The organism is Cupriavidus basilensis (assembly GCF_000876015.1).
Classification (GTDB): domain Bacteria; phylum Pseudomonadota; class Gammaproteobacteria; order Burkholderiales; family Burkholderiaceae; genus Cupriavidus; species Cupriavidus basilensis_B.
In genome coordinates this window covers 304,981-329,025 of record NZ_BBQM01000011.1, presented here as the reverse complement: position 1 = coordinate 329,025, position 24,045 = coordinate 304,981, and the positions used below count along the sequence as shown (strand labels likewise).

At 69.2% G+C, this 24,045-nt stretch carries 24 protein-coding genes and 1 tRNA gene; 13 read left to right on the top strand and 12 right to left on the bottom strand.

What is annotated here, in order from left to right:
• Positions 1-30 precede the first annotated feature (30 nt).
• The 7 genes from KF708C_RS07730 (at position 31) to KF708C_RS07700 (ending at position 5,842) form a co-directional block, all read left to right on the top strand.
• Positions 31-933: an SDR family oxidoreductase gene (locus KF708C_RS07730; protein WP_059411364.1), complete on the top strand. Its 903-nt coding sequence runs from the start codon at positions 31-33 to the stop codon at positions 931-933.
• A gap of 26 nt (positions 934-959) precedes the next feature.
• Positions 960-1,370, top strand: coding sequence for a Zn-ribbon domain-containing OB-fold protein (locus tag KF708C_RS07725; protein ID WP_059411363.1), 411 nt, complete (start codon positions 960-962; stop codon positions 1,368-1,370).
• A complete protein-coding gene (locus KF708C_RS07720; RefSeq protein WP_059411362.1) occupies positions 1,367-2,536 on the top strand; it encodes an acetyl-CoA acetyltransferase in 1,170 nt (389 codons plus the stop codon). The genes KF708C_RS07725 and KF708C_RS07720 overlap by 4 nt, the downstream gene beginning before the upstream one ends.
• 70 nt (positions 2,537-2,606) lie before the next feature.
• Complete coding sequence (locus tag KF708C_RS07715; protein WP_059411361.1) at positions 2,607-3,278, top strand: 3-oxoacid CoA-transferase subunit A; 672 nt, start codon at positions 2,607-2,609, stop codon at positions 3,276-3,278.
• Positions 3,275-3,955 (top strand): 3-oxoacid CoA-transferase subunit B, encoded by a 681-nt coding sequence (locus KF708C_RS07710; RefSeq protein ID WP_231586395.1) that lies wholly within the window; start codon positions 3,275-3,277, stop codon positions 3,953-3,955. Before KF708C_RS07715 ends, KF708C_RS07710 begins: the two co-directional genes overlap by 4 nt.
• Before the next feature lie 26 nt (positions 3,956-3,981).
• Positions 3,982-4,944: a Bug family tripartite tricarboxylate transporter substrate binding protein gene (locus tag KF708C_RS07705; RefSeq protein WP_059411360.1), complete on the top strand. Its 963-nt coding sequence runs from the start codon at positions 3,982-3,984 to the stop codon at positions 4,942-4,944.
• Positions 4,945-5,080: 136 nt separating this feature from the next.
• Positions 5,081-5,842: a GntR family transcriptional regulator gene (locus KF708C_RS07700; RefSeq protein ID WP_231401709.1), complete on the top strand. Its 762-nt coding sequence runs from the start codon at positions 5,081-5,083 to the stop codon at positions 5,840-5,842.
• Positions 5,843-5,868: 26 nt separating this feature from the next.
• Here KF708C_RS07700 and KF708C_RS07695 read toward each other — a convergent pair whose 3' ends face one another.
• From KF708C_RS07695 to pcaB, 3 genes are all read right to left on the bottom strand, one after another.
• On the bottom strand, positions 5,869-7,263 hold the full coding sequence (locus KF708C_RS07695; protein ID WP_059411391.1) for a class II fumarate hydratase: 1,395 nt from the start codon (positions 7,261-7,263) through the stop codon (positions 5,869-5,871).
• Between the two features lie 108 nt (positions 7,264-7,371).
• Positions 7,372-8,736, bottom strand: a complete 1,365-nt coding sequence (locus KF708C_RS07690) for a cation:dicarboxylate symporter family transporter (RefSeq protein ID WP_155888335.1) — start codon at positions 8,734-8,736, stop codon at positions 7,372-7,374.
• 22 nt (positions 8,737-8,758) lie between these two features.
• A complete protein-coding gene (pcaB, locus tag KF708C_RS07685; RefSeq protein ID WP_059411359.1) occupies positions 8,759-10,135 on the bottom strand; it encodes a 3-carboxy-cis,cis-muconate cycloisomerase in 1,377 nt (458 codons plus the stop codon).
• A 170-nt stretch (positions 10,136-10,305) separates the two neighbouring features.
• Between pcaB and KF708C_RS07680 the strand changes: the two genes are divergently transcribed.
• A complete protein-coding gene (locus KF708C_RS07680; RefSeq protein ID WP_059411358.1) occupies positions 10,306-11,040 on the top strand; it encodes a GntR family transcriptional regulator in 735 nt (244 codons plus the stop codon).
• 97 nt (positions 11,041-11,137) lie between these two features.
• Here the strand turns inward: KF708C_RS07680 and KF708C_RS07675 are convergent, their stop codons facing one another.
• The 3 genes from KF708C_RS07675 to KF708C_RS07665 all read right to left on the bottom strand — a co-directional run bounded on the left by KF708C_RS07675 (position 11,138) and on the right by KF708C_RS07665 (position 13,954).
• Positions 11,138-11,407 carry a hypothetical protein gene (locus tag KF708C_RS07675; RefSeq protein ID WP_020206044.1) on the bottom strand — a complete coding sequence of 90 codons (270 nt, stop codon included), beginning with the start codon at positions 11,405-11,407 and terminating at the stop codon, positions 11,138-11,140.
• Positions 11,408-11,488: 81 nt separating this feature from the next.
• Positions 11,489-13,597, bottom strand: coding sequence for an elongation factor G (gene fusA / locus KF708C_RS07670; RefSeq protein ID WP_059411390.1), 2,109 nt, complete (start codon positions 13,595-13,597; stop codon positions 11,489-11,491).
• A 281-nt stretch (positions 13,598-13,878) separates the two neighbouring features.
• A tRNA-Met gene (locus KF708C_RS07665) sits at positions 13,879-13,954 on the bottom strand.
• A 128-nt stretch (positions 13,955-14,082) separates the two neighbouring features.
• On the opposite strand from KF708C_RS07665, the gene KF708C_RS07660 reads away from it, so the two are divergent.
• Together KF708C_RS07660 and rpsU are read left to right on the top strand one after the other, a co-directional pair.
• Positions 14,083-14,280 (top strand): cold-shock protein, encoded by a 198-nt coding sequence (locus KF708C_RS07660; protein WP_006158572.1) that lies wholly within the window; start codon positions 14,083-14,085, stop codon positions 14,278-14,280.
• A gap of 36 nt (positions 14,281-14,316) precedes the next feature.
• Positions 14,317-14,529 carry a 30S ribosomal protein S21 gene (gene rpsU / locus KF708C_RS07655; protein ID WP_029044331.1) on the top strand — a complete coding sequence of 71 codons (213 nt, stop codon included), beginning with the start codon at positions 14,317-14,319 and terminating at the stop codon, positions 14,527-14,529.
• Positions 14,530-14,888: 359 nt separating this feature from the next.
• On the opposite strand, the gene KF708C_RS07650 is transcribed toward rpsU, so the two are convergent.
• The gene (locus KF708C_RS07650; RefSeq protein WP_059411357.1) at positions 14,889-15,422 is read right to left on the bottom strand and encodes a PaaI family thioesterase; all 534 of its coding nucleotides are present in this window, start codon (positions 15,420-15,422) and stop codon (positions 14,889-14,891) included.
• A gap of 169 nt (positions 15,423-15,591) precedes the next feature.
• Here KF708C_RS07650 and nodI point away from each other — a divergent pair, with 169 nt between their 5' ends.
• From nodI to KF708C_RS07635, 3 genes are read left to right on the top strand one after another with little or no spacing between them, the layout of a single operon-like run.
• A complete protein-coding gene (gene nodI / locus KF708C_RS07645; RefSeq protein WP_029044330.1) occupies positions 15,592-16,530 on the top strand; it encodes a nodulation factor ABC transporter ATP-binding protein NodI in 939 nt (312 codons plus the stop codon).
• Positions 16,531-16,587: 57 nt separating this feature from the next.
• Complete coding sequence (locus tag KF708C_RS07640) at positions 16,588-17,445, top strand: ABC transporter permease (RefSeq protein WP_020206436.1); 858 nt, start codon at positions 16,588-16,590, stop codon at positions 17,443-17,445.
• Positions 17,442-17,696 (top strand): hypothetical protein, encoded by a 255-nt coding sequence (locus KF708C_RS07635; protein ID WP_020206435.1) that lies wholly within the window; start codon positions 17,442-17,444, stop codon positions 17,694-17,696. The genes KF708C_RS07640 and KF708C_RS07635 overlap by 4 nt, the downstream gene beginning before the upstream one ends.
• A gap of 30 nt (positions 17,697-17,726) precedes the next feature.
• Here KF708C_RS07635 and KF708C_RS07630 read toward each other — a convergent pair whose 3' ends face one another.
• The 5 genes from KF708C_RS07630 to folC all read right to left on the bottom strand — a co-directional run bounded on the left by KF708C_RS07630 (position 17,727) and on the right by folC (position 23,807).
• Positions 17,727-18,932, bottom strand: coding sequence for an O-succinylhomoserine sulfhydrylase (locus KF708C_RS07630; RefSeq protein ID WP_059411356.1), 1,206 nt, complete (start codon positions 18,930-18,932; stop codon positions 17,727-17,729).
• A gap of 441 nt (positions 18,933-19,373) precedes the next feature.
• Positions 19,374-20,903 carry an amidophosphoribosyltransferase gene (gene purF / locus KF708C_RS07625; RefSeq protein ID WP_059411355.1) on the bottom strand — a complete coding sequence of 510 codons (1,530 nt, stop codon included), beginning with the start codon at positions 20,901-20,903 and terminating at the stop codon, positions 19,374-19,376.
• 93 nt (positions 20,904-20,996) lie between these two features.
• Complete coding sequence (locus KF708C_RS07620; protein WP_020206432.1) at positions 20,997-21,494, bottom strand: CvpA family protein; 498 nt, start codon at positions 21,492-21,494, stop codon at positions 20,997-20,999.
• A gap of 69 nt (positions 21,495-21,563) precedes the next feature.
• Positions 21,564-22,373 carry an SPOR domain-containing protein gene (locus KF708C_RS07615; RefSeq protein ID WP_020206431.1) on the bottom strand — a complete coding sequence of 270 codons (810 nt, stop codon included), beginning with the start codon at positions 22,371-22,373 and terminating at the stop codon, positions 21,564-21,566.
• 123 nt (positions 22,374-22,496) lie between these two features.
• On the bottom strand, positions 22,497-23,807 hold the full coding sequence (gene folC, locus KF708C_RS07610) for a bifunctional tetrahydrofolate synthase/dihydrofolate synthase (RefSeq protein WP_059411354.1): 1,311 nt from the start codon (positions 23,805-23,807) through the stop codon (positions 22,497-22,499).
• Positions 23,808-24,045 lie beyond the last annotated feature (238 nt).

Genomic DNA, 24,045 nt, shown 5'->3' with positions numbered 1-24,045 from the left:
GCAGAACGCCGCCGCACACCGAGGCTGAGAATGGAAGACAAGGTTGTCGTATTGACGGGCGCGAGCGGCGGCATTGGCCGCGGCATCGCGCTGGCGCTGGCGCAGGCCGGCGCGAAGGTGGTCGTGAACGATGTCGGCGTGTCCCTGTCCGGACAGGGCGGCGACAGCAGCGCGGCCGGGCGCCTGGCCGAGGAGATCGCGCAGGCCGGCGGCACGGCCACGCCCAACGCCGACAGCGTGACGACCTGGCAAGGCGCGGCCAACGTGATCGCGTGCGCGCTCGACACCTATGGCCGCATCGATGCCGTCATCAACAACGCGGGCAATCTGCGCGACCGCTTCTTCCACAACATGAGCGAGGAAGAATGGCGTGCCGTGATCGACGTGCACCTGCATGGCAGCTTCTTCGTCAGCCGCGCCGCGGCGCCACACTTCAGGGCGCAGAACGGCGGCGCCTACGTCCACATGACGTCGACCTCGGGGCTGATCGGCAACTTCGGCCAGGCCAACTATGCCGCCGCCAAGCTGGGCATCGTGGCGCTGTCGAAGTCGATCGCACTGGACATGCAGAAGTACGGCGTGCGCTCGAACTGCATCGCGCCGTTCGCCTGGAGCCGCATGACGGATTCCATCCCGGCCAACACGCCGGAAGAAGCCGCGCGCGTCGCCAAGCTCAAGCGCATGGAAGCCGGCAAGATCGCGCCGATGGCCGTGTACCTCGCCAGCGACGCGGCCAGCGCCGTGACCGGGCAGATCTTCGGCGTGCGCGCCAACGAGATCCTGCTGTTCAGCCAGCCGCGCCCGATCCGCTCGGTGCACCGCAGCGACGGCTGGACGCCGCAGACCATCGCCGAGGTCGCCATCCCCGCCATGCGCACCAGCTTCTACGACCTCGAGCGCTCGCCCGACGTCGTGTGCTGGGACCCCATCTGAATTCCCGCTTCGCACACAGGACGATCATGTCAAAACCAGTGACGAAGGACGGCGCGCCGCCCGCGGCCGGACCCGAGCAGACCTATTTCCGCTACCTCGACGGCGGCGAGTGGCGCGTGCCGAAATGCCGCGGCTGCGGCGCCGTGGTGTTCTACCCGCGCATGCACTGCCTGAACTGCGGCGCCGGCGAATTCGAATGGATCGCGCCGTCCGGCGGCGGCACGGTCCATTCGACCACCGTCATGCGCCGCCCGGCCGAAGCCGGCGGCGACCGCAACCTGTGCCTGGTCGATCTCGACGAAGGATTCCGCATGATGAGCCAGATCGAATCGCCGGACCCGGCCGCCGCCCGGATCGGCGACCGCGTGCGCGCGCGCGTGCGCCCCGAGGGCGAGACGCATCTCGTGGTCTTCACGCTGGCGGAGGGCACGGCATGAGCGCGTCGGCATTGCGCGGCGCCACGGCCATCGTCGGCGTCGGACAGGCGGGCCTGGGCAGCGCCCGCGGCTATACGGAAATGGAGATCCTGGCGCAGGCCGCCGCGCGCGCGGTGGCCGATGCCGGGATGACGATGGCGGACATCGACGGCCTGTGCACGTGCAGCGCGTCGGCCACCATGTGGGCCATGCCGGTGGCCGAATACCTCGGCATCCGCCCGGCCTTCGTCGACAGCACCATGCTCGGCGGCTCGAGCTTCGTCGCCCACCTGCTGCCGGCCATGCACGCGCTGGCCGCCGGCGAATGCAACGCCGTGCTGGTCTGCTACGGCAGCACGCAGCGCAGCGGCGCGGTGGACCGCGCGGCGGTCGGCAAGATGCGGCAGGTACTGGACCCGCAGCCTTATGAAACGCCGTACCAGCCGATGCAGCCGATCAGCGCCTACGCGCTGGCCGCGGCGCGCCACATGGCCGAGTTCGGCACCACGCGCGAACAACTGGCGGAAGTGGCGGTCGCCGCGCGCGCATGGGCGCGGCTGAATCCCGAGGCCTATTCGCGCGACCCGCTCTCGGTCGAGGACGTGCTGGCCTCGCGCATGATCTGCGACCCGCTGACCGTGCGCGACTGCTGCCTGCTGACCGACGGCGCCGGCGCCTTCGTGCTGGTGCGCGGCGACCGCGCCCGCGACACGCCGAAGCCGCCGGCCTACGTGCTCGGCAATGCCTCGGCGCTGTGGCACCGCCAGATCTCCTCGATGCACGACCTGACCGTGACGGCCGCGACCGAATCGGGCCGGCGCGCCTACCGCATGGCGGGCGTGACCAAGGACGACGTCGACCTGCTGTGCCTGTACGACGCCTTCACCATCAACACCATCCTGTTCCTCGAGGACCTCGGCTTCTGCCCCAAGGGCGAAGGCGGGAATTTCGTCAGCGGCGGCGCGATCGCGCCGGGCGGAACGCTGCCGGTCAACACCAACGGCGGCGGCCTGTCGTTCGGGCATCCGGGCATGTACGGCGTGTTCCTCGTCATCGAGGCCGTGCGCCAGCTGCGCGGCGAGGCCGGCGAGCGGCAGCAGAAGGCCGAGATCGCGCTGGTGCACGGCAACGGCGCCACGCTGTCGAGCCAGTCGACCGCGATCCTCGGCACCGCGGCCGCGCTGTGAGGCGGCCCAGGGAAAACATCGACGCAAGAACCGACGGGCGCCGGCGCCCGTCGCCAAGGAAGAGACATCCATGATCAACAAGATTTCGCCCAGCCTGCTCGACGCCGTGTCGGGCATCGGCGACGGCGCCTCGGTGATGGTGACCGGGTTCGGCGATTCGGGCCTGCCGCGCGAGCTGCTGCACGCGCTGATCGAGCACGGCGCCACCGACCTGACCATCATCAGCAACAACGCCGGCACCGGCACCACTGGCCTGGCCGCGCTGCTGGCCGCCGGGCGCGTGCGCAAGATGATCTGCACCTATCCCAAGTCGTCGGGCGCCGACATCTTCCGGGACCTGTACAAGAACAAGAAGATCGCGCTCGAGCTGGTGCCGCAGGGCACGCTGATCGAGCGCATGCGCGCGGCCGGCGCCGGGCTCGGCCCGTTCTACACGCCGACCGGCTACGGCACGCCGCTGGCCGAGGGCAAGCCGCAATGCGTCTACAACGGGCGCGGCTACGTGCTCGAGGAACCGCTGCATGCCGACTTCGCGCTGGTCAAGGCGTATCACGGCGACCGCTGGGGCAACCTCACCTACCGCCTGGCCGCGCGCGGCTTCGGCCCGGTGATGTGCACCGCCGCCAGGACCGCCATCGCCCAGGTCGACGACATCCTCCCGCTCGGCTTCATGCCGCCCGAGACGGTGGTCACGCCGGGCATCTTCGTCAGCAAGGTCGTGCGCAAGGACGGCAAGCAATGAGCGACACCATGAGCGACAGCAAGAAACTCAGCCGCGACCGCGTCGCGCAACTGGTCGCCGCCGACATCCGGCCCGGCAGCTACGTCAACATCGGCCTGGGCATGCCCACGCTGGTGGCGCGCCACCTCGACCCCAAGAAGGAAATCGTGCTCCACAGCGAGAACGGCATCCTCGGCATCGAGGACGTCACCCCCGGCGACCCCGGCGACGAAGACCTCATCAATGCCAGCAAGGCGCACGTGCAGCTGATTCCGGGCGCGTCCATCTGCGACCAGTCGCTGTCGTTTTCCATGATGCGCGGCGGGCACCTCGACGCCACCATCCTCGGCGCCTTCCAGGTGTCGAGCGAGGGCGACATCGCCAGCTGGGCCACCGACGACACGGACGCGGTGCCCGGCATCGGCGGCGCGATGGACCTGGTGGCCGGCGCGCGCAAGGTCATCGTGGTGATGGAGCACACCACGCGCGACGGCAAGCCCCGCCTGCTGCGCCACTGCACCTTCCCGCTCACCGGCAAGGGCGCTGTCGACACCGTGTACACCGACATGGCGATCATCGACGTCGACCCGCGGCGCGGCTTCGTGGTGCGGGCCCTGGCCGCGGGCGTGTCCAGGGACGAGCTCCAGGCCGCCACCGAAGCGCCGCTCACATTCCCGGACGACCTGACCCTGATCTGAACACCGATACCTACGGAGAGAGACAAATGCATACCAAGATCACCCGCCTGCTCGGCGCCGCACTGCTGTTCGCCGCCACCGCCGCCGGCGCGGCGGCCTTTCCCGACCGCCCCGTCGAGCTGATCATTCCCTACCCGCCCGGCGGCACCGCCGACGTGGTGGCGCGGCCGCTGTCGGCCGGCCTGCAGAAATACCTGGGCGTGCCGGTGGTGGTGCAGTACAAGGCCGGCGCCAGCGGCGCGATCGCCACGCAGTACGTGGCGCGCGCCACGCCGGACGGCTACACGCTGGTGATGGTGCTGGCCGCGCACGCGATCAACCCGAGCCTCTATCCCAACCTGCCATACGACTCGGTGAAGGACTTCAAGCCGGTGTCGATGGTGGCCAAGCTGCCGCTGGTGCTCTACACCAACCCGAAGTTCGGGCCCAAGACCATCCCCGAGTTCATCCAATACGCCAAGGAGCATCCGGGCGCGGTCTCGGTCGGGTCGGCGGGCAACGGCAACACCAGCCACCTGGCGCTGGAGCTGTTCTCGAACATGGCCGGCGTGAAGCTGCTGCACGTGCCGTACAAGGGCGGCGGCCCCTCCATCGCCGCGGCGATGGGCGGCGAGGTCAACGCCGTGTTCGCCGGCCCTGACAGCCTGAACCAGGCGCAGGCCGGCAGGCTGCGCGCGCTGGCCGTCACCAGCGCCACGCGCCTGCCACTGACGCCCGGCACGCCGACCGTGCAGGAAGGCGGCCTCAAGGGCTACGAGGTGCAGGGATGGTATGGCCTGCTCGCGCCGGCCGGCACGCCCGACAGCGTGGTGGCGGTGCTGAACAAGGCGGTGGCCGACACGCTGGCCGACGCGCAGTTCCGCAAGACCGTGGGCGACCTCGGCTACATCCCCGCGCCGTCCACGCCGCCGGCGTTCATGGACTACATCAAGCAGGAAATGGCGCGCTGGTCCAAGGTGGTCAAGGACGCCAACATCAAGCTCGAGTGAGGACATGGCATGGAGTGGCGGATGCGGGGGCGGAGCCCGGAACAGGTGAACGGCGGCATCGCGCCGGGCGGCTTCGCGGCGGGCGCCGGGTGCGGCGATATAATCCGCTCGTCATTTACCTGGTCCGGACCAAGCCGTGAGCGTTACGAAGCCGCGTTACGTCGAGCTGACGGAGATGTTGTTGAACGACATCGCCTCAGGCGCCTATCCCGTGGGAAGCTGTCTGCCCGGCGAGCTCGAGCTCGCGCAGAAGTACGGCGTCGGCCGGGGCACGGTGCGCGCGGCGCTCGACCAGGTCCAGGCGCTCGGGCTCATCTCGCGCCGCAAGCGCGCCGGCACGCGCGTCGAGGCCTCGGCGCCGCCGGCCACCGGCTACGCGCCGACCATCTCCACCGTCGACGAGCTACTGCAGTACAGCGCCAACACCCAGCGCGTGATCCACAGCATCAAGAACATCGTGGTGGACGTGGAAATGGCCGCGCGCCTGGGCTGCGCGCCCGGCACGCACTGGATGGAGGTGCAGGCGGCGCGCGTCGACCCGCTCACGCACGCCTGTCCGGTGGCATGGTTCCACGTGTACGTGCGCGCGGCCGACGGCGGCAAGATCCGCCGCCAGCTGCGCCATACGCAGGAGCTGATCTGCGACCTCATCAGCGACGTGACCGGCAGCGTGGTGATGGAGATCCGGCAGACGGCCAGGGCCGTGGGCGTGCCGGAGGCGCTGGCGGCCAAGCTCGGCACGGAGCCCGGCGCCCATGCGCTGGAGTTCGTGCGCCAGTACTACGACCAGTCGCACACGCTGATGGAAGTCTCCATCAGCATCCAGCCGGCGGACCGCTTCAGCTACACCACGGTGCTGCAGCGGCGCATGCCGCCGGCCGCCGCCGCGGCGACCTGAACCGCGCCGGCCCGGGCCTGCGCGCGCTAGGCCAGTCCGCGCGCCATCCTGGCGGGATCGACCAGGCGGTCGTACTCCTCCCCGCTCAGCAGCCCCAGCTCGAGCGCCGCCGCGCGCGGCGTGATACCGCGCTCGAGCGCGGTGCGCGTGATGCGCGCGGCGCGGTCGTAGCCGATCACCGGGTTGAGCGCGGTCACGGCGAGCAGCGCGCCGTCCACGTTCGCCGCCAGCCGCTCGCGGTTCACGTCCAGCCCCGCCACCAGCTTGCGCGCCAGCACCTGCATGCTGTCGGACAGCACGCGGATCGACTGCAGCACGTTGTGGATCAGCACCGGCTTGGCGACGTTGAGCTCGAAGTTGCCGGATGCGCCCGCCAGGGTGACGGTGACGTGGTTGCCCATGACCTGCATGGCGGCCTGGACCGCCACTTCCGCGATGGTCGGGTTGCGCTTGCCGGGCATGATCGACGAGGTCAGGCCGTCGTCCGGAATGACCAGCTCGCCCAGGCCGCAGCGCGGCCCCGACCCCAGCCAGCGCAGGTCGTTGGCGATCTTGGCCAGCGAGGTGGCGATGACGTTGAGCACGCCCGAGAGCTCGACCAGCGTGTCGTGCGCGGCCATGCCCTCGACCTTGCAGGGGCTGGGGCTGAACGCCAGGCCCGCGAGCTGGCCGGCTTCTTCGCAGAAGGCCTGGTCGAAGCCGCGCGGCGCGTTGAGGCCGGTGCCGGCCGCGGTGCCGCCCTGCGGCAGCACCAGCAGGCGCGGGAACACGCTGTCGATCCGCGCGAGGCCGCCGGCGGCCTGCGTGGCGAAGCTCTCGAAGGCCTGCGCCATCGTCATCGGCACGGCGTCCATCAGGTGCGTGCGCGCCACCTTGAGCACGCCCGCGAAGGCGCGCGCGCGCTCCTGCAGCGTATCGCGCAGCAGCGCCAGCGCCGGCTGCAGGCGCTCGCGCACTTCCAGCGCCGCGGCCATCTGCATCACGGTCGGGAAGCTGTCGTTGGAGGACTGCGAGGCGTTCACGTGGTCGTTCGGATGCACCGGCGACTTGGTGCCGAGCGGCTGGCCGAGCAGCTCGTTGGCGCGGTTGGCGATGACCTCGTTGGCGTTCATGTTGGTCTGGGTGCCCGAGCCGGTCTGCCAGATGGTCAGCGGGAAATGCGCGTCGAAGCGGCCGGCGCGCAGTTCCGCCGCGGCGGCCTCGATGCTTTGCGCCAGCGCGGGATCGAGCGCGGCGCAGCGCACGTTGGCGCGCGCCGCCGCCATCTTGTGCAGGCCGAAGGTGCGGACCAGGCAGGCCGGGAAGCGCTCGTCGCCGACCTCGAAGACGCCGAGCGCGCGCTGCGTCTGCGCGCCCCAGTAGCGGTCGGCGGGAATCTCGACCGGGCCGAAGGCGTCATGCTCGACGCGGGTAGCCGTCATGGTGTTCACTTGGTTTCAATCCGGTGGAAGCGGCCCGGCGGCGCCGGCCGCTCCCCGCTCGGGAAGACGGCGGACACCGCCGGGCCGCGTGGTGGACCTGCGCGCAGGTCAGAGCGTGGGCGCCTTGGGCAGCGCGCCATGCGGATCGACCTCGACCGCCGCGGCGTCGGCGGCGAAGCCGGGATAGCGCTCGGGATAGAAGTACGGCTCGGCCACCTTGGCGTCGAACGTGCCCGACCACTTCGCCACCACCACCGTCGCCACGCCGTTGCCGATGGTGTTGCAGGTGGAGATGGCCATCGACAGGAAGCGGTAGACGCCGAAGATCACGGCCAGCCCTTCCACCGGCAGCAGCCCGGTGGAGGTCACGGTCGCGGCGAACACCACGAACGAGCCGCCCGACACCGTCGCCGCGCCCTTCGAGGTCAGCAGCATCAGCAGCAGGATGCCGATCTGGTGGTCCAGCGTGAGCGGCACGCCGTAGGCATGCGAGATGAACATCACGCCCATCGCCATGAAGATGGAGGTGCCGTCGAGGTTGAACGCATAGCCCGTGGGCAGCACCAGCCCGACCGTCTGCTTGGCGCAGCCCAGGCGCTGCAGCTTGATCAGCAGGCGCGGCAGCGCGCTCTCGGACGACGCCGTGCCGAGCACGATCAGGATCTCGTCCTTGATGTAGCGCAGGAAGCGCCACAGGCTGAAGCCCGCCAGCCGGGCCGCCAGCCCCATCACCACGGCGATGAACAGCACCACCACCGCGTAGAAGCTCAGCACCAGCTGCGCCAGCGCGACCAGCACGGCGGCGCCGTTGCTGCCCACCGAGTAGGCCACCGCGCCGAACGTGCCGATCGGCGCGAGCTTCATCACCAGGTTGATGAAGGAGAACAGCACCTCGGAGATGGTCTCGAGGCCGTCGTTGACCTTGGCGCGGCGCGACTCCGGGATCGCCAGGATGCCGATGCCGACCATCACCGCGAGCACCACCACCTGCAGCAGCTCGCCCTTGGCGAAGGCGCCGACGAAGTTGTCCGGCACGATGTGGAGCAGGAACTCCAGCAAGCCCTGCGGCGCGGCCGCCTTGGCCACGGCCACCGGCGCCGCGCCGGCGGCGGCGGTCATGCCCTTGCCGGTCTGCAGCAGGTTGCCGGCGAATAGGCCGAAGATGAGCGCGATGGTGGAGATCACCTCGAAATAGACGATCGAGCGCCAGCCCACGCGCCCGGCGCTGCGCACGTCGCCGGCCGAGGCGATGCCGTGCACGATGGTGAGGAACACCAGCGGCGCCACGCCGGCCTTGATCAGCGACAGGAACATGTCGCCCAGCAGCTTGAGCTGCGGCGCGAGCTTCGGAAAGGCAAAGCCGACCGCGATGCCGAGTATCAGCGCCAGCAGCACCTGCATGCCGAGCTTGCGGTACCAGGGCAGCGGCTTCGGGGGCGCCGTCGTGGCGGCGCCGGTGGATTCGTTGTGCATGATGTCTTCCTCCACCGCTATCTCAGACCCCGGCCTGCGCCGACAGCGCCACGGCGCGGTCCACCATCTGCGGCGCGAGGCCCAGGTAGTTGGCGGGGTCGGTCATGCGCTCGATGGCGGCGCGGTCGAAATGCGCCGTGACCGCGGGCAGCGCGGCCAGCGCCTCGGCCAGCGTGCCGCCGTGCTCGTTGACGGTGCGGCAGGCGTCGTAGACCACGTCGTGCGCCTGCTGGCGGCCGATGTACGGCGCCATGCCCATCATCACCGCCTCGGCCACGATCAGGCCGCGCGAGATGCCCAGGTTGTGCTTCATGCGTGCCTCGTCGACGATCAGGCCGCCGAGCGCGAACTTGGCCTGGTGCAGCGCGCCCGAGGTGAGGATGAAGCTCTCGGGAATGGCGATCCACTCGGCGTGCCACGGGCCGGTGGCGCGCTCGAAGTCCTGCACCATCGCATCCACCATCAGGCCGGCATGCTGGCGCACCGCCTTGGAGGCGGCGAGCATCAGCTCGCTGGAGATCGGGTTGCGCTTCTGCGGCATGGTGCTGCTGGCGCCGCGGCCCTTGACGAACGGCTCGTAGACCTCGGCGAACTCGGTCGAGGCCATGATCATGATGTCGAGCGCGATCTTGCCCAGCGAGCCGGTCACCAGGGCCAGCAGGTTGACCGCTTCGGCAAAGCCGTCGCGCGCCACGTGCCAGGTGGTGGCGGGCACGCCGAGGCCGAGTTCCTCGGCCAGCGCCTTCTGCACCTCGAAGCCCTTGTCGCCGAGCGAGGCGAGCGTGCCGGCGGCGCCGGCGAACTCGACCACGGCCACGCGCGGGCGCAGCTCGGCGATGCGCTGCTGGTGGCGGTCGAACATCGCCAGCCAGATCGCCACCTTGTAGCCGAACGTCACCGGCAGCGCCTGCTGGAGGTGGGTGCGGCCGGCCATCGGCGTGTCGCGGTGCTTCTGCGCCAGCGCGGCGAGCACGCCGCGCAGTTCGCGCACGTCCGCGTCGATGCTGTCGAGCGCGTCGCGCACCTGCAGCGCGACCGCGGTGTCCATGATGTCCTGGGTGGTGGCGCCCCAGTGCACGTAGCGCCCGGCCTCGCCGCACATGGCCACCATCTGGTGCACCAGCGGCAGGATCGGGTAGCCGACGATGTCGGTTTCCTCGCGCATGTGGTCGAAGTCGATGCGCTCGATCCGCGACTCGCGCGCGATCACCTCGGCCGCATCGGCGGGAATCACGCCCGCGCGCGCCTCGGCCCGCGCCAGCGCCACCTCGACGTCGATGTAGCGCTGGATCAGCGCGCCGTCGGAAAATACCTGCCGCATCTTCTGCGTGCCGAACGCGTCGCGGAACAGGATGGAATCAACGACGGTGCTTGCCGCCGGAAGGGAGGAAGTTAGCATGGGGCCCGATGAGCGAGTGGAAATGACGGAAGCGCGGAAGAAACGCGAAAGAGCAGCGGAAGAACCGCAACACAATCGGACATATATGTCCGGACATATGCATAGTGTAATATGTCCGGACATTCCCCTCAACCAAGCGTTAACCCTTAGTCAGAATCCAGTGCCTTTGCATGACCAAGCCTAATTACGCGGAAATCGCGCGCCAGCTGATCGAAGGCATCACCAGCGGCCGCTTCGCCGTCGGCTCGCTGCTGCCGACCGAGTTCGAGCTGTGCGAGCAATACCGGACCAGCCGCCACACGATCCGCGCCGCCTTGCAGGAGGTGCAGCAGCTCGGTCTCGTGTCCCGGCGCAAGAACGTCGGCACGCGCGTCGAGGCGGCCAGGCCGAAGACCGTCTTCCGGCCGTCGCTGGCCTCGGTCGACGACCTCGTGCAGTTCGGCGAGGAACACCTGCGCGTGGTGCAGTCGACCGGCGAGGTGACAGTGACCGGCGCGCTGGCGAAGGAACTGGGCTGCGCGAGCGGCAGCCGCTGGCTGCGCGTGTCCAGCCTGCGCATGACCGGCGACGCCGCCGGCGCGCCGATCGGCTGGACCGACGTCTACGTGGACCCGGCCTACGGGGAGATCGGCGAACTGGTGCGCGCGTCCCCCGACACGCTGATCAGCGCCCTGATCGAGACCCGCTACGGCCGCCAGATCGCCGAGATCCACCAGGACGTGCGCGCCTGCACCGTGACCGACACGGCCCTGGCGCGCGCGCTGCGGCTCGACGTCGGCGCCGCCGCCCTGAAGATCGTGCGCCGCTATCTCGACAAGGCCGGCGAGGCGTTCGAGGTGTCGGTCTCGGTCCATCCGGCGGAGCGCTTCTCGGTGTCGATGCGGCTGCAGCGCTCGGGCGCCTGAAGCGGCGGAAGCAACGGAAGCGGCGGGCGCCGGAAAAGCAAAAGGCCGGCATGACGGCCGCCGGCCTTTTGTTTTCTCTTGCGGCTTGCGCGCGGCGCTATGCCGAAGCGCTGCGCGACGGCTGCCCGTACAGCCCGCACTCCAGGTCGCTTTCCAGTTCTTCTATCCACGCCAGCCCCGGGGCCGCCTCGTAGGCGCTCTGCGCGCTGGTCGACAGCCGCCGCACGCCGAGCCGGCGCGGCTGGCCCGCGTCGGCCTGTTCCTGCGTGATCTCGAAATCGCCGGGCGCGAAGCCCAGCCGCTCGCACAGGACCTGGACCTCGTGCTGCTCATCGGCAGGCAAATGGGGATATAGCTGCTCGGCCATCGCACTCTCCTTTCGAGTCGAAGCGGCGCCGCGCGGCATGTGCCGGCCGCGCGGCGCCTTCGCCCTGCCGCTCAGGGCACGCTAGCGCGTCTGCCGGCTGTTGATGACGGCCTCCGCCACACTGGCCGGCGCTTCCGTGTAGTGCTTGAATTCCATCGTGTAGGTGGCGCGCCCCTGGGTCAGCGAGCGCAGCGAGGTCGAGTAGCCGAACATGGTGGCCAGCGGCACCTCGGCGCGCACCAGCTTGCCGCCGCCGCCGGCGATGTCCTCCATGCCGTGCACGATGCCGCGCCGCGAGGACAGGTCGCCCATCACGTTGCCGGTGAACTCCTCGGGCGTCTCCACTTCCACCGCCATCATCGGCTCGAGCAGGATCGGCCTGGCGCGGCGCATGCCTTCCTTGAACGCCATCGAGCCGGCCATGCGGAAGGCGTTTTCGTTCGAGTCGACGTCGTGGTACGAGCCGAACACCAGCGTGGCCTTGACGTCCACCACCGGATAGCCGGCCAGCACGCCGGTCTCCAGCGTCTCGCGGATGCCCTTGTCCACCGCCGGGATGAATTCGCGCGGCACCACGCCGCCCTTGATCGCGTCGACGAACTCGTAGCCCTTGCCGGCCGGCTGCGGCTCGAGGTCGATCACCACGTGGCCGTACTGGCCGCGCCCGCCGGACTGCTTGACGAACTTGCCCTCGACGTCCTTGGCGGCCTGCTTGATGGTCTCGCGGTAGGCCACCTGCGGCTTGCCGACCGAGGCCTCCACGTTGAACTCGCGCTTCATGCGGTCGACCAGGATTTCCAGGTGCAGCTCGCCCATGCCGGAGATGATGGTCTGGCCCGATTCCTCGTCGGTATGCACGCGGAACGACGGGTCTTCCTGCGCCAGCCGGTTCAGCGCCAGGCCCATCTTTTCCTGGTCGGCCTTGGTCTTGGGCTCGACCGCCTGCGAGATCACCGGCTCGGGGAAGCTCATGCGCTCGAGGATGATGACGTTGGCCGGGTCGCACAGTGTGTCGCCGGTGGTCGCTTCCTTGAGGCCGACCGCGGCGGCGATGTCGCCGGCGCGCACTTCCTTGATCTCGCTGCGCACGTTGGCGTGCATCTGCAGGATGCGGCCGAGGCGCTCCTTCTTGTCCTTGACCGGGTTGTAGACCGTGTCGCCGGAGTTCACCACGCCGGAATAGACGCGGAAGAAGATCAACTGGCCGACGAAGGGATCGGTCATGATCTTGAAGGCCAGCGCGGAGAACGGCTCGTCGTCGCTCGGGTGGCGCTCGGCTTCCTTGTCGTCCGGGGTGTGGCCGAGGATGGCGGGCACGTCGATCGGCGACGGCAGGTAGTCGATGACGGCGTCGAGCAGCGTCTGCACGCCCTTGTTCTTGAAGGCGCTGCCGCACAGCATCGGCACGATCTCGTTGGCGATGGTGCGCCGGCGCAGCGCCGCCTTGATCTCTTCCTCGCTCAGGGCCTCGCCGCCGAGGTATTTGTGCAGCAGTTCGTCGCTGGCTTCCGCCGCCGCCTCGACCATCTTCTCGCGCCACTCGGTGGCCAGGCCCAGCAGTTCGGCGGGCACCTCGCGGTACTCGAAATGCAGGCCCTGGCTGGTGTCGTCCCACACCGTGGCCTTCATCTTGACGAGGTCGATCACGCCCTGGAAGCCATCCTCGGCGCCGATCGGGATCTGCACCGGCACCGGGGTGCCCTTGAGGCGCTCGGCGATCTGCGCGCGCACGCGGAAGAAGTCCGCGCCCACGCGGTCCATCTTGTTGACGAAGGCGATGCGCGGCACCTTGTACTTGTTGGCCTGGCGCCAGACCGTCTCAGACTGCGGCTGCACGCCGCCGACCGCGTCGTAGACCATGCAGGCGCCGTCGAGCACGCGCATCGAGCGCTCCACCTCGATGGTGAAGTCCACGTGGCCCGGGGTGTCGATGATGTTGATGCGGTGCTCGGGATAGTTGCCGGCCATGCCCTTCCAGAAGGCGGTGGTGGCGGCCGAAGTGATGGTGATGCCGCGTTCCTGCTCCTGCTCCATCCAGTCCATCGTGGCGGCGCCGTCGTGCACTTCACCGATCTTGTGATTGACCCCGGTGTAGAACAGGATGCGCTCGGTGGTGGTGGTCTTGCCGGCGTCGATGTGCGCGCTGATACCGATGTTCCGGTAGCGCTCGATGGGGGTTTTGCGGCTCACGGTGATCTCCTGGTAGGCATCGCTCAAAAGAGTATCACTTCTGCGTGCGGCACATCGAAAGCCTTGCGGGGCAAGGGCTGGCGGGGTGCCGGAGGGCACCGGGCGGGGCCGCGCGGACCACCTCCGCCACCATGCCGGGCGGGCGACGGTGGCGAACGTGCGCCCGCGCGCAAGACGGCGCGGGAAAGGTGCAAGAAAGGCGCAAGAAAGGCGGCAGACGGCGGTAAAAAACAGAAAAGCCCGCCTGATAAGAGGCGGGCTTTTTAGTAGAATAGCGGTCTTGGTTGCGGAGGCAGGACTTGAACCTGCGACCTTCGGGTTATGAGCCCGACGAGCTGCCAACTGCTCCACCCCGCGCCAGAGGGGCGTACTATACGCCACTGGCGTGAATATGTGAAGCGTTTTCAGCGACTTTCCTTGACAGCGTTTACGTAAACATGTAAAAGCAAGTGGGCGCATTCTGTGCGCTCAAAAGAGGAATCTTCATGGAAACTGGTACCGTCAAGTTCTTCAACGCCCAGAAGGGTTTTGGCTTCATTACCCCCGACGCCGGTGGCAAGGACTTGTTCGTCCACATCTCTCAGGTTCGCGGGGGTGCTCCGCTGCAAGATAACCAGCGAGTGCAATACCAGTCGCAACAGGGCAAGAAAGGCCCTGAAGCGGCCAATGTTTCCCCCGTTTGAACCCGCCGCTTCGCGCGGCAATGCTAAAGGACAGAATTGACTAAGATCGTCTTGAAACCCGGTGAGCCCGTTGAAGTTGCAATGCGGCGTTTCCGTAGGGCCATCCTCCAGACCGGCCTGATCGTTGAACTCAAGAGCCGTACCGCTTACGAGAAGCCCACGACCGAGCGCAAGCGCAAGAAGAAGGCAGCGGAATCGCGCCTTCGCAAGCGTCTGCGCATGCAAATGCTGCCGAAGAAGCTGTACTGATTCCGGCAGTGCAGGCGGCGAGCGCGCTCCGGCGCGAGTTGCCGCGGGCCGCGCAGGCCTCAAGGCCCGCATAGACATATCCGGGCCGCATGAATCCGCCAGGCATCACCTGGCGGATTTTGCATTTGCGCGGCGCCGACGGTAGTCCCGCCTTCCGGGGCCGGACTACCGCTCACCACCCATTCCTTCCCTGCTCCGCCCAGCCCGCAAGAATCGATGCGCGGCCGGCGTCTTGCATGCGCTCGCCCGTTCGTCCGGCGCGCGACACCCCTTCCCCCATATTCCAGGTAGCGCTCGTCCACCGTCCGCGCGGCTTGCCAGCCAGTGTCGGAACGACACGGAAAGCGCCCCGTACAGGTTCAGGCGGCCGGCATCGGGAAAACGAGGCAGGTGGTGGTGGCGAATGCGTACAGCTTGCCCTGCGCGTCGACGATGCGGCCCTCGGCGATGCCGATCTGCGTGGTCAGGCTGATCACCTTGCCCTCGGCGCGGATGGGGCCGGTGCGCGTGGTCAGCGGGCGCACGTAGTTCACCTTGAGCTCGAGCGTGGTGTAGCCCTTGCCCGCCGGCAGCATGGTGTGCACGGCGCAGCCCACGCAGGAGTCGAGCAGCGTGGCGGCGTAGCCGCCGTGCACGGTGCCGATCGGGTTGTAGTGCTGCGGCCCGGGCGTGCCCTGGAACACGAAGCGGCCGGAGGCGAACTCCACCGGCACGAAGTCCATCAGTTGCCCGATGGGCGCGCCGGGCAGCTTGCCGGCCATCATGTCCTCGAAAAACTGCAGGCCCGCGCGCTCGCCCAGCTGCGCCGTGGTCGCCACGCCGGGCTCGCGCAAGCTGGCGCGCGCGCGCCGTTCGTCTTCCTGCCACCGGGCCAGTACATCCTCTGCGCTCATCGATCGGTCTCCTTGTCGTTCTCGCGTTGGTACGCGGGTTGTTCTTCTGCCCGGCGCCCGCCGTGGCGCGCCTGGCGCGAACCAGCAAGATAACCGGTTCCGGCGTTCCTTGCTGCGCCGCGCCACGAGACATCCGCCGCCTTGCCGGCATAATGGCGGGATTGCGCCCGTGGCGCGCCCCGATCCGGCTCCTGCCTTGACTGCTATCCTGGAACTCCGCAACGTCAGCAAGCAATACGGCGACACCGTGGTGGTGAACGACCTGAGCCTGAGCGTGCAGCGCGGCCAGTGCTTCGGCCTGCTGGGGCCGAACGGCGCCGGCAAGACCACCACGCTGCGCCTGCTGCTGGGCCTGACCACGCCCGCCTCGGGCTCGCTCACGCTGTGCGGCGAGCCGATCCCGCAGCGCGCGCCGCAGGCCCGCATGCGCGTGGGCGTGGTGCCGCAGTTCGACAACCTCGACCCCGATTTCACCGTGGTCGAGAACCTGCGCATCTTCGGCCGCTACTTTGGCCTGGCGCGCGCCGAGATCGAGCGGCGCGTGCCGGCGCTGCTGGAATTCGCCCGTCTCGAGAGCCGCGCCGGCGCGCAGGTGCGCGACCTGTCGGGCGGCATGCGGCGGCGCCTGACGGTGGCGCGCGCGCTCATCAACGATCCCGACCTACTGGTCATGGACGAGCCCACCACCGGCCTCGACCCGCAGGCGCGCCACCTGATCTGGGAGCGGCTGAAGTCGCTGCTGGCCGGCGGCAAGACCATCCTGCTGACCACCCACTTCATGGAGGAGGCCGAGCGCCTGTGCAACTACCTGTGCGTGATCGACGGCGGCAGCAAGATCGCCGAAGGCAAGCCGCATGAGCTGATCGACAGCCAGATCGGCTGCGACGTGGTGGAAGTCTATGGCGACAACCTGGAGCCGCTGCGCGGCGAGCTGCAGCCGCTGGCCGCGCGCACCGAGGTCAGCGGCGAGACGCTGTTCTGCTACGTGAAGGAGCCGGCGCCGCTGCTGGCCGCGCTGCACGGCCGCGCCGGCGTGCGCTACCTGCACCGGCCCGCCAACCTCGAAGACGTCTTCCTCAAGCTGACCGGGCGCGAGATGCGCGACTGAGGCTCGCCGCGCCGGCGCACCGCCGGCAGCGGACCACAACGGACCGAACCATTGAACATGAGCGAACAAGATCCCCGCCCCGCCGGCACGCCGGCCGCCACCGCGCCGCCGCGCGCGGCGGCGCCGGCGCGGCATTACCCGCAGCCGCTGCTGCCCCTGAACGCACGCAACTGGACCCTGGTCTGGTACCGCAACTTCATGGTGTGGAAGAAACTGGCGATCCCGTCGATGATCGGCAACCTGGCCGATCCGATGATCTACCTGTTCGGCCTGGGCCTGGGCCTCGGCCTGCTGGTCGGCCAGGTCCACGGCGTGCCCTACATCGCCTTCCTCGCGGCCGGCACCACGGCCTCGAGCGTGATGATGTCGGCCAGCTTCGAGTCGATGTACTCGGCCTTCTCGCGCATGCACGTGCAGCGCACCTGGGAGGCCATCATGCACGCGCCGCTGACGCTGGGCGACGTGGTGCTGGGCGAGATCATGTGGGCCGCCAGCAAGGCGGTGCTGTCGGGCCTGGCCATCATGCTGGTGGCGGGCGCGCTCGGTTACGCGCACATGCCGGGCGCGCTGCTGGCGCTGCCGGTGATCGTGCTGGCGGGCATCGCCTTCGCCAGCCTGGCGATGATCGTCACGGCGCTGGCGCCGAGCTACGACTTCTTCATGTTCTACCAGACCCTGGTGATGACGCCGATGCTGCTGCTGTCCGGCGTGTTCTTCCCGCTCGAGCAACTGCCCGCGGGCGCGCAGGCCGCCACGCAGGTCCTGCCGCTGGCGCACGCGGTGGCGCTGATCCGCCCCATCATGCTGGGACGCCCGATCGACGACCTGGCGCTGCACGCGCTGGTGCTGGGCGCCTACGCGGCGGCGGCGCTGGTGCTGGCGCTGGTGCTGCTGCGCCGCAGGCTGCTGCGATGAGCGGCCGCGCGAAGAAGGATGGCGCCGGGCCGGGCCGCTGGACCCGCCGCGCCGCGCTGCCGGCCGCGCTTGCCGCCGTTGCCCTGCTGGGCGCGTGCAGCGTGGTCGGCGCCACGGTGGCGGTGGGCAGCGCCGCGGTGTCCACCGCAGCCACGGTCGGCTCGGCCGCCGTCAGCGTGACCTCGACCGCGGTCGAGGCGACCTACGACGTCACCAAGGCCGGCGTGAAGGCCGTGGCCGGCAGCGACTGAACTGCCGGCGCCGCGCCGCCGGCCCCGCCGTCAGCCCTGCAGGCCGCGCAGCAGGTCGGCCTTCAGGTCGGCCACCGATTCCAGCCCCACCGCCATGCGGATCAGGCCCTCGCCGATGCCGGCCGCGGCCTTGGCTTCGGCGCTGACGCGCGCATGCGTGGTGGTGTACGGATGCGTGAGCGTGGTGCGCGTGTCGCCGAGGTTGCCGGTGATCGAGCACACGCGGGTGCTGTCGATCACGCGCCAGGCGTTGGCGCGCTGCTGCTCGGGCGTGTCGCCCTTGAGCTCGAACGAGACGATGGCGCCGCCGCCGCTCTGCTGGCGGGCGGCCACGTCGAATTGCGGGTGCGACTTCAGCGCCGGGTGATAGACGCGCGCGACCGCCGGGTGCGACTCCAGGAACTCCGCCAGCGCCAGCGCGCTCTGGCTGTGGCGCTCCATGCGGATCGCCAGCGTTTCCATGCCCTTGAGCAGCACCCACGCGTTGAAGGCCGACAGCGTCGGGCCTGCGGTGCGCACGAACGGGAAGACCTTGCCCATGATGAAGTCGTGCGTGCCCAGCACCGCGCCGCCGAGCACGCGGCCCTGCCCGTCGATGTGCTTGGTGGCCGAATGGACCACGATGTCGGCGCCGAACTTCATCGGCTGCTGCAGCGCCGGCGAACAGAAGCAGTTGTCCACCACCAGCAGCGCGCCGGCATTGTGGGCGATGTCCGCCACCGCGGCGATGTCGGCCACCTCGGTGAGCGGGTTGGACGGCGTCTCGAGGAAGAACAGCCTGGTGTTGGGCTTGACCGCGGCGCGCCACGCGGCAAGGTCGGTGCCGTCGACGAAGGTGGTCTCGACGCCGAACTTGGCGAAGATGTTCGAGAACAGCGTCATGGTCGAGCCGAAGATGGCGCGCGAGCTGACCAGGTGGTCGCCGGCCTGCATCGACGACATCACGATCGACATGATCGCGCTCATGCCCGATGCCGTGGCCATGCAGGCCTCGGCGCCTTCCAGCGCGGCCAGGCGCGCCTGGAACATCGCCACGGTGGGATTGGTGAAGCGCGAATAGGTAAAGCCGGTTTCCGAATTGGCGAAGCGCTCGGCGGCCTCGGCGGCGCTGTTGAAGCAGAAGCTGGAGGTCAGGTACATCGCCTCCGAGTGCTCCATGAACTCGCTGCGCATGGTGCCGGCGCGCACGCCGAGCGTATCGATGCCAAGGGAGTCGAGAGGAAGCGGTTCATTCATGATGGGGAAGCGGTGATACCCGCGCGGTTATCGGTGATGAGCGTTGAATGTCGTGCGCGCGCCGGCCGGGCCGGGACGCGCGGCAACAAAAAAGCCCGTGCGATCCGCTGGCCTGGCTGGCCGAATCGACGGGCTGCTTGTGTCTGGGGGAGGGAAAGGTTCCGAAACGCGCCGAGGCGCCCCGAAGCTCCGCGCCGCGGCGGGACTGCCGGTTCGCCTTCGTGCCGTTGCCGCGCACGACCGGGAACCGGCCTTCCGCTTTAGCTGTTTCGGGCATTTCCCTGTATCGGGTCATTTCCTGTCCGGGGGCATCACGCCACATCGCGCCCCGGCAGGACCCGCGTCCGCAAGCTGACAATCAAATCGACGCCCGGCCATGTTACGGCCGGGCCCCGTCTGCGTCAACTGCGCGGCGCGGGCCCGCGCGCGGGCCGCCGGGCTTTACTCGTTGCCGCCCGAGCGCTGCAGGTGCAGCTGCGAGCGTTCCGTGTCGCCGCTGGTGCCGTCGCGGTCGGCCTGGCTGCGCGCCGTTTCCAGGCGCTCCAGGTAGGCCTCGTCGATGTCGCCGGTGATGTAGCGGCCGTCGAAGCACGATGCATCGAAGTCCTTGAGCGCGGGGTTGATGTCGCGCACGGCCTGCTTCATCGCATCCACGTCCTGGTACACCAGCTTGTCGGCGCCGATGATGCGGGCGATTTCCTCGTGCGTGCGGCCGTGGGCGACCAGCTCGCTGCGCGTGGGCATGTCGATGCCGTAGACGTTGGGGAACTTCACCGGCGGCGCGGCCGAGGCGAAGATCACCTTGTTGGCGCCGGCGTCGCGCGCCATCTGCACGATCTCGAACGAGGTGGTGCCGCGCACGATCGAGTCGTCCACGATCAGCACGTTCTTGCCCTTGAACTCCACGCCCATCGCGTTGAGCTTCTGGCGCACCGACTTCTTGCGCACGGCCTGGCCCGGCATGATGAAGGTGCGGCCCACGTAGCGGTTCTTGAAGAACCCCTCGCGGTAGCCCACGCCCAGCCGGTTGGCCACCTGCATGGCGGCCGGGCGGCTGGAGTCGGGAATCGGCATCACCACGTCGATGTCGCCGCCGGAGATTTCGCTGCGGATCTTCTCGGCGAGGTAGTCGCCCATGCGCAGGCGCGCGTCATACACCGGCACGCCGTCGATGCACGAATCCGGGCGCGCCAGGTAGACGTACTCGAAGATGCACGGCGTGAGCACCGGGTTGTCGGCGCACTGCTGGGTGTAGAGCTTGCCGTCGAGGTCGATGAAGATGGCCTCGCCGGGCGCCACGTCGCGCTCGAGCTTGTAGCCGATGCCTTCGAGCGCCACCGATTCCGAGGCGACCATCCATTCCTTGCCGGTCGGCGTTTCCACGCTGCCCAGGCACAGCGGACGGATGCCGAACGGGTCGCGCACCGCCAGCATGCCGTAGCCGGCGATCTGCGCGGCGATGGCATACGAGCCGCGCACGCGGCGGTGCATGCCGGCCACGGCCCTGAAGATGGTGGCCGGGTCCAGCGCGAGGCCGCTGCTGGCGCGCTGCAGCTCGTCGGCCAGCACGTTGAGCAGCACCTCGGTGTCGGAATGCGTGTTGATGTGGCGGCGGTCGCGGCTGAACAGCTCCTCATGCAACTGTTTCCAGTTGGTCAGGTTGCCGTTGTGGGCCAGGATCACGCCATAGGGCGCGTTGACGTAGAACGGCTGGGCTTCTTCCTCGCTGGAAGCCGAGCCGGCAGTGGGGTAACGCACCTGGCCGATGCCGGCGGCGCCGGGCAGGCCGCGCATGTTGCGCGTGCGAAACACGTCTCGCACCAGGCCATTGGCCTTGTGCATGTGGAAGGTGCTGCCGTTCGCGGTAGCGATGCCGGCTGCATCCTGTCCGCGATGTTGCAACAGCAGCAGGCTGTCGTAAATCAATTGGTTGACGGGCGTGGAGGAAACCACACCGACGATACCGCACATGCCAAGCTCCCAGGAAAGGCGTTTGAATCGGGGGCACGGCCCTGCCCTGTAGGACTGGGCCCGCGTATTACCGGCCGGGGGATCTGCCCGGCCTCATGTCTTGACGTACCTGGCGACTTCCGGCGGCAGCCACGGCCGCAGCGACTCCATCGCCTGCATCACGTAGGGCCGGGACAGCGCATCGCGCCAGAATGCCTCTTCAGGCAGTTTGGTGAGCCCGGCCAGCGTCACCACGAACATCACCACCAGCGCGCCGCGCAGCAGGCCGAACACCAGCCCCAGGCCGCGGTCGGCGGGCTTGAGCCCGGTGCTTTCGAGCAGTTGCCCCAGCACCGTGCCGGCCAGCGCGGCAGCGATCACGGTGCCGATGAACAGCACGCCGAAACCGAGCGCGCTGCGGGCCAGTTCGCCGCCGGGCACCGACTCCGGTATCCAGCGCGCCGCCGTGCCCGCGAAGTGGTACGCCACCCAGAACGCCACCACCCAGCCGATCAGCGAGAGCACCTCGCGCACCAAGCCGCGCAGCACGCCGATCAGGCCGGAGGCAACCAGGATGAAGGCGACGCTGTAATCGAAGAAAGTGGGCTGCATGCGGATACGGTGTGACTGGTGTGACTGCGCGCCGTCGCGGCGCGGCCCCGGTTCCCGGGACCGCCGCCGTTACTGTTCGACCACCTTGGCGCTCAGGCCGGCGTCGCGCACGCGCTTCTCGGCGGCGTCGGCCGTGTCGCGGTCGGGGAACGGGCCGGCCCGCAGCAGCACGCGCTCGCCATCGGCCAGCACTTTTTTCTCGATATAGGCCGGCACCTTGCTGGCCTTGAGCTTGGCCAGCCAGCCCTTGGCCTTGTCTTCCGAGGAGAAGGCGCCGATCAGCACCAGGAACTTGCCGCTGCCGGGCTTGGCCTCGGCGCGCGCGGCGGGCTTGTCCGCGGGCTTGTCGGAAGCCTTGTCTGACGCTTTGTCGGATGCCTTGCCGGACGCCTTGTCCGCGGCCTTGTCGCCGGACTTGTCGGCTGCCTTGCCGGCGGCGGCCGGCGCATCGGCGGCCGGCCTCGCGGTGCCGGCATCGGCCACCAGTTCCTCGCCCGCGTCCAGCCCCTGCGTGTCGGCCTTGGACTGCGGCGCCGGCGGCAGCGGGTCCGCCTTGCGCGCATCGGCCTTGGCCTTGCCGACTCCGCCGGCACCGCCGTCGACCCGCACCGCGATATTCTCGACCAGCGGCCGCGGCTGGGTCTCGAACACGATCGGCAGCACGATGATGGCGGCCACCATCAGCACCACGGCGCCGATCAGGCGGCGGCGCGCCCGCTGCTTCTGCGGGAATTCGGGGTCGAGCGTGTCGTCCGCGTACTCTTCGGCTAGGCGCCGCGACGAGGCGATGCCCGCGCCCGGGTCCGAACGCGAGCGGCGCCCGCGCTCCGGTGCCGGGGCGTTGCCCTTGCGGGAAGAAAACAGCGAAAGCAGGCCCATAGATTGGTTCGGTGCTCCGGCCGGAACCCCCGGCCGTTGAAAATGTCGCTCAGTCCGCGCGGCAGCTCGCCCCGAGGGCGGCTTCGGTGCCGGGCCGGGAAACCCGCCCGGCGCCCGCACGGCTCAATTTGCCTGGGTGGCGCGATACGCCATCACGCCCGCCACGGTGAAGAACGATCCGAAGACCAGAATTCTATCATTCTCGGTCGCTCTGCCGAGGGCGTCCCGGTAAGCCGCCTCCGGACTGGGAAAGCAGGCCGCGGTGGCATCCGGGCCGGGCCGGAAACCGCCCTCTTCCAGCTTTTCCAGCAGGTCCGCCGCGCCGGCCGCGCGCGGCGTGGGCAGGTCGCACAGGCACCAGTGGTCCACCTTGTCGGACAGGTGGCGCAGCACGCCGGCGATGTCCTTGTCCTCCATCGCGCCGAACACCGCGTAGGTGTAGCGGAAGAAGCCCATGTTCTCGAGGTTCTGGCCCAGCGTGGCCGCCGCGTGCGGGTTGTGCGCCACATCGAGGATCACCGCGGGGCGCCCCGGCATGACCTGGAAGCGGCCCGGCAGCTCGACGAAGGCCAGCCCGTTGCGCACTTCCTGCGCGCTCACCGGCAGGCGCGGGCGCATGGCCTGCAGCGCCGCCAGCGCGGCCGAGGCGTTGAGCAGCTGGTTGGCGCCGCGCAGCGCCGGATAACCCAGCCCGCTGAGCCTGCGCTCGCGCCCGCTCCAGTCCCATTGCTGGCGCTCCTGGCCCCTGGTGGCCTGGTGCTGGAAATCCCGCCCCACCAGCCACAGGTCGGCGCCGATGGCCTGCGCGTGGTCGATGACCGACTGCGGCGGCAGCGGGTCGCCCACGATGGCGGGCACGCCGGGGCGGAAGATGCCGGCCTTCTCGTAGCCGATCTTCTCGCGCGTGTCGCCCAGGTAGTGGGTGTGGTCGATGTCCACGCTGGTCACGATGGCGCAGTCGGCATCGATCACGTTGACCGCGTCCAGCCGGCCGCCCAGGCCCACTTCCAGGATCATGGCGTCGAGCCCGGCGGCGGCGAAGGCGTGGATGATGGCCAGCGTGGTGAATTCGAAATAGGTCAGGCTGACCGGGTCGGCAAAGCTGGTGCGCGCGCGCTCCACCGCCTCGAAATGCGGCAGCAGCTGCGCGTCGGTGGCGAACTCGCCGTTGATGCGCGCGCGCTCGTTGAACGAGATCAGGTGCGGCGAGGTGTGGCAGCCCACCTTGTAGCCGGCCTGCAGCAGGATGCGCTCCAGCATGGCGCAGGTGGAACCCTTGCCGTTGGTGCCGCCCACGGTGAACACCACCGCATCGATGCGCAGCCCCAGGGCTTCCTTGACGCGGGTGATGCGCGCCAGGCCCATGTCGATGCCGACCGGATGGGCGGATTCGAGATGGGCGAGCCATTCGGGGAGCGAGGGAAAGATCGGCATGATGGGTAAGGTCTGGTTCGGGATTCCGCCCGGCGCGCCGGCGTGCGCGCGGAATCGGGCGGTCTGCATGTAGCTTAGCGGCTGGCCCGCGCTCTTGCGCACGGGCGCAAGACAGGCGCAACAGAGACGTATGAATGAGTGGGCGATGGAGCGCGCATGTGGGGACGTATGTGGGGACGTTTCGGCCAAGTCAAAGGGCCGGCCGCGCGCGGGCGCGGCAACGGCCCGCGCAAACCCG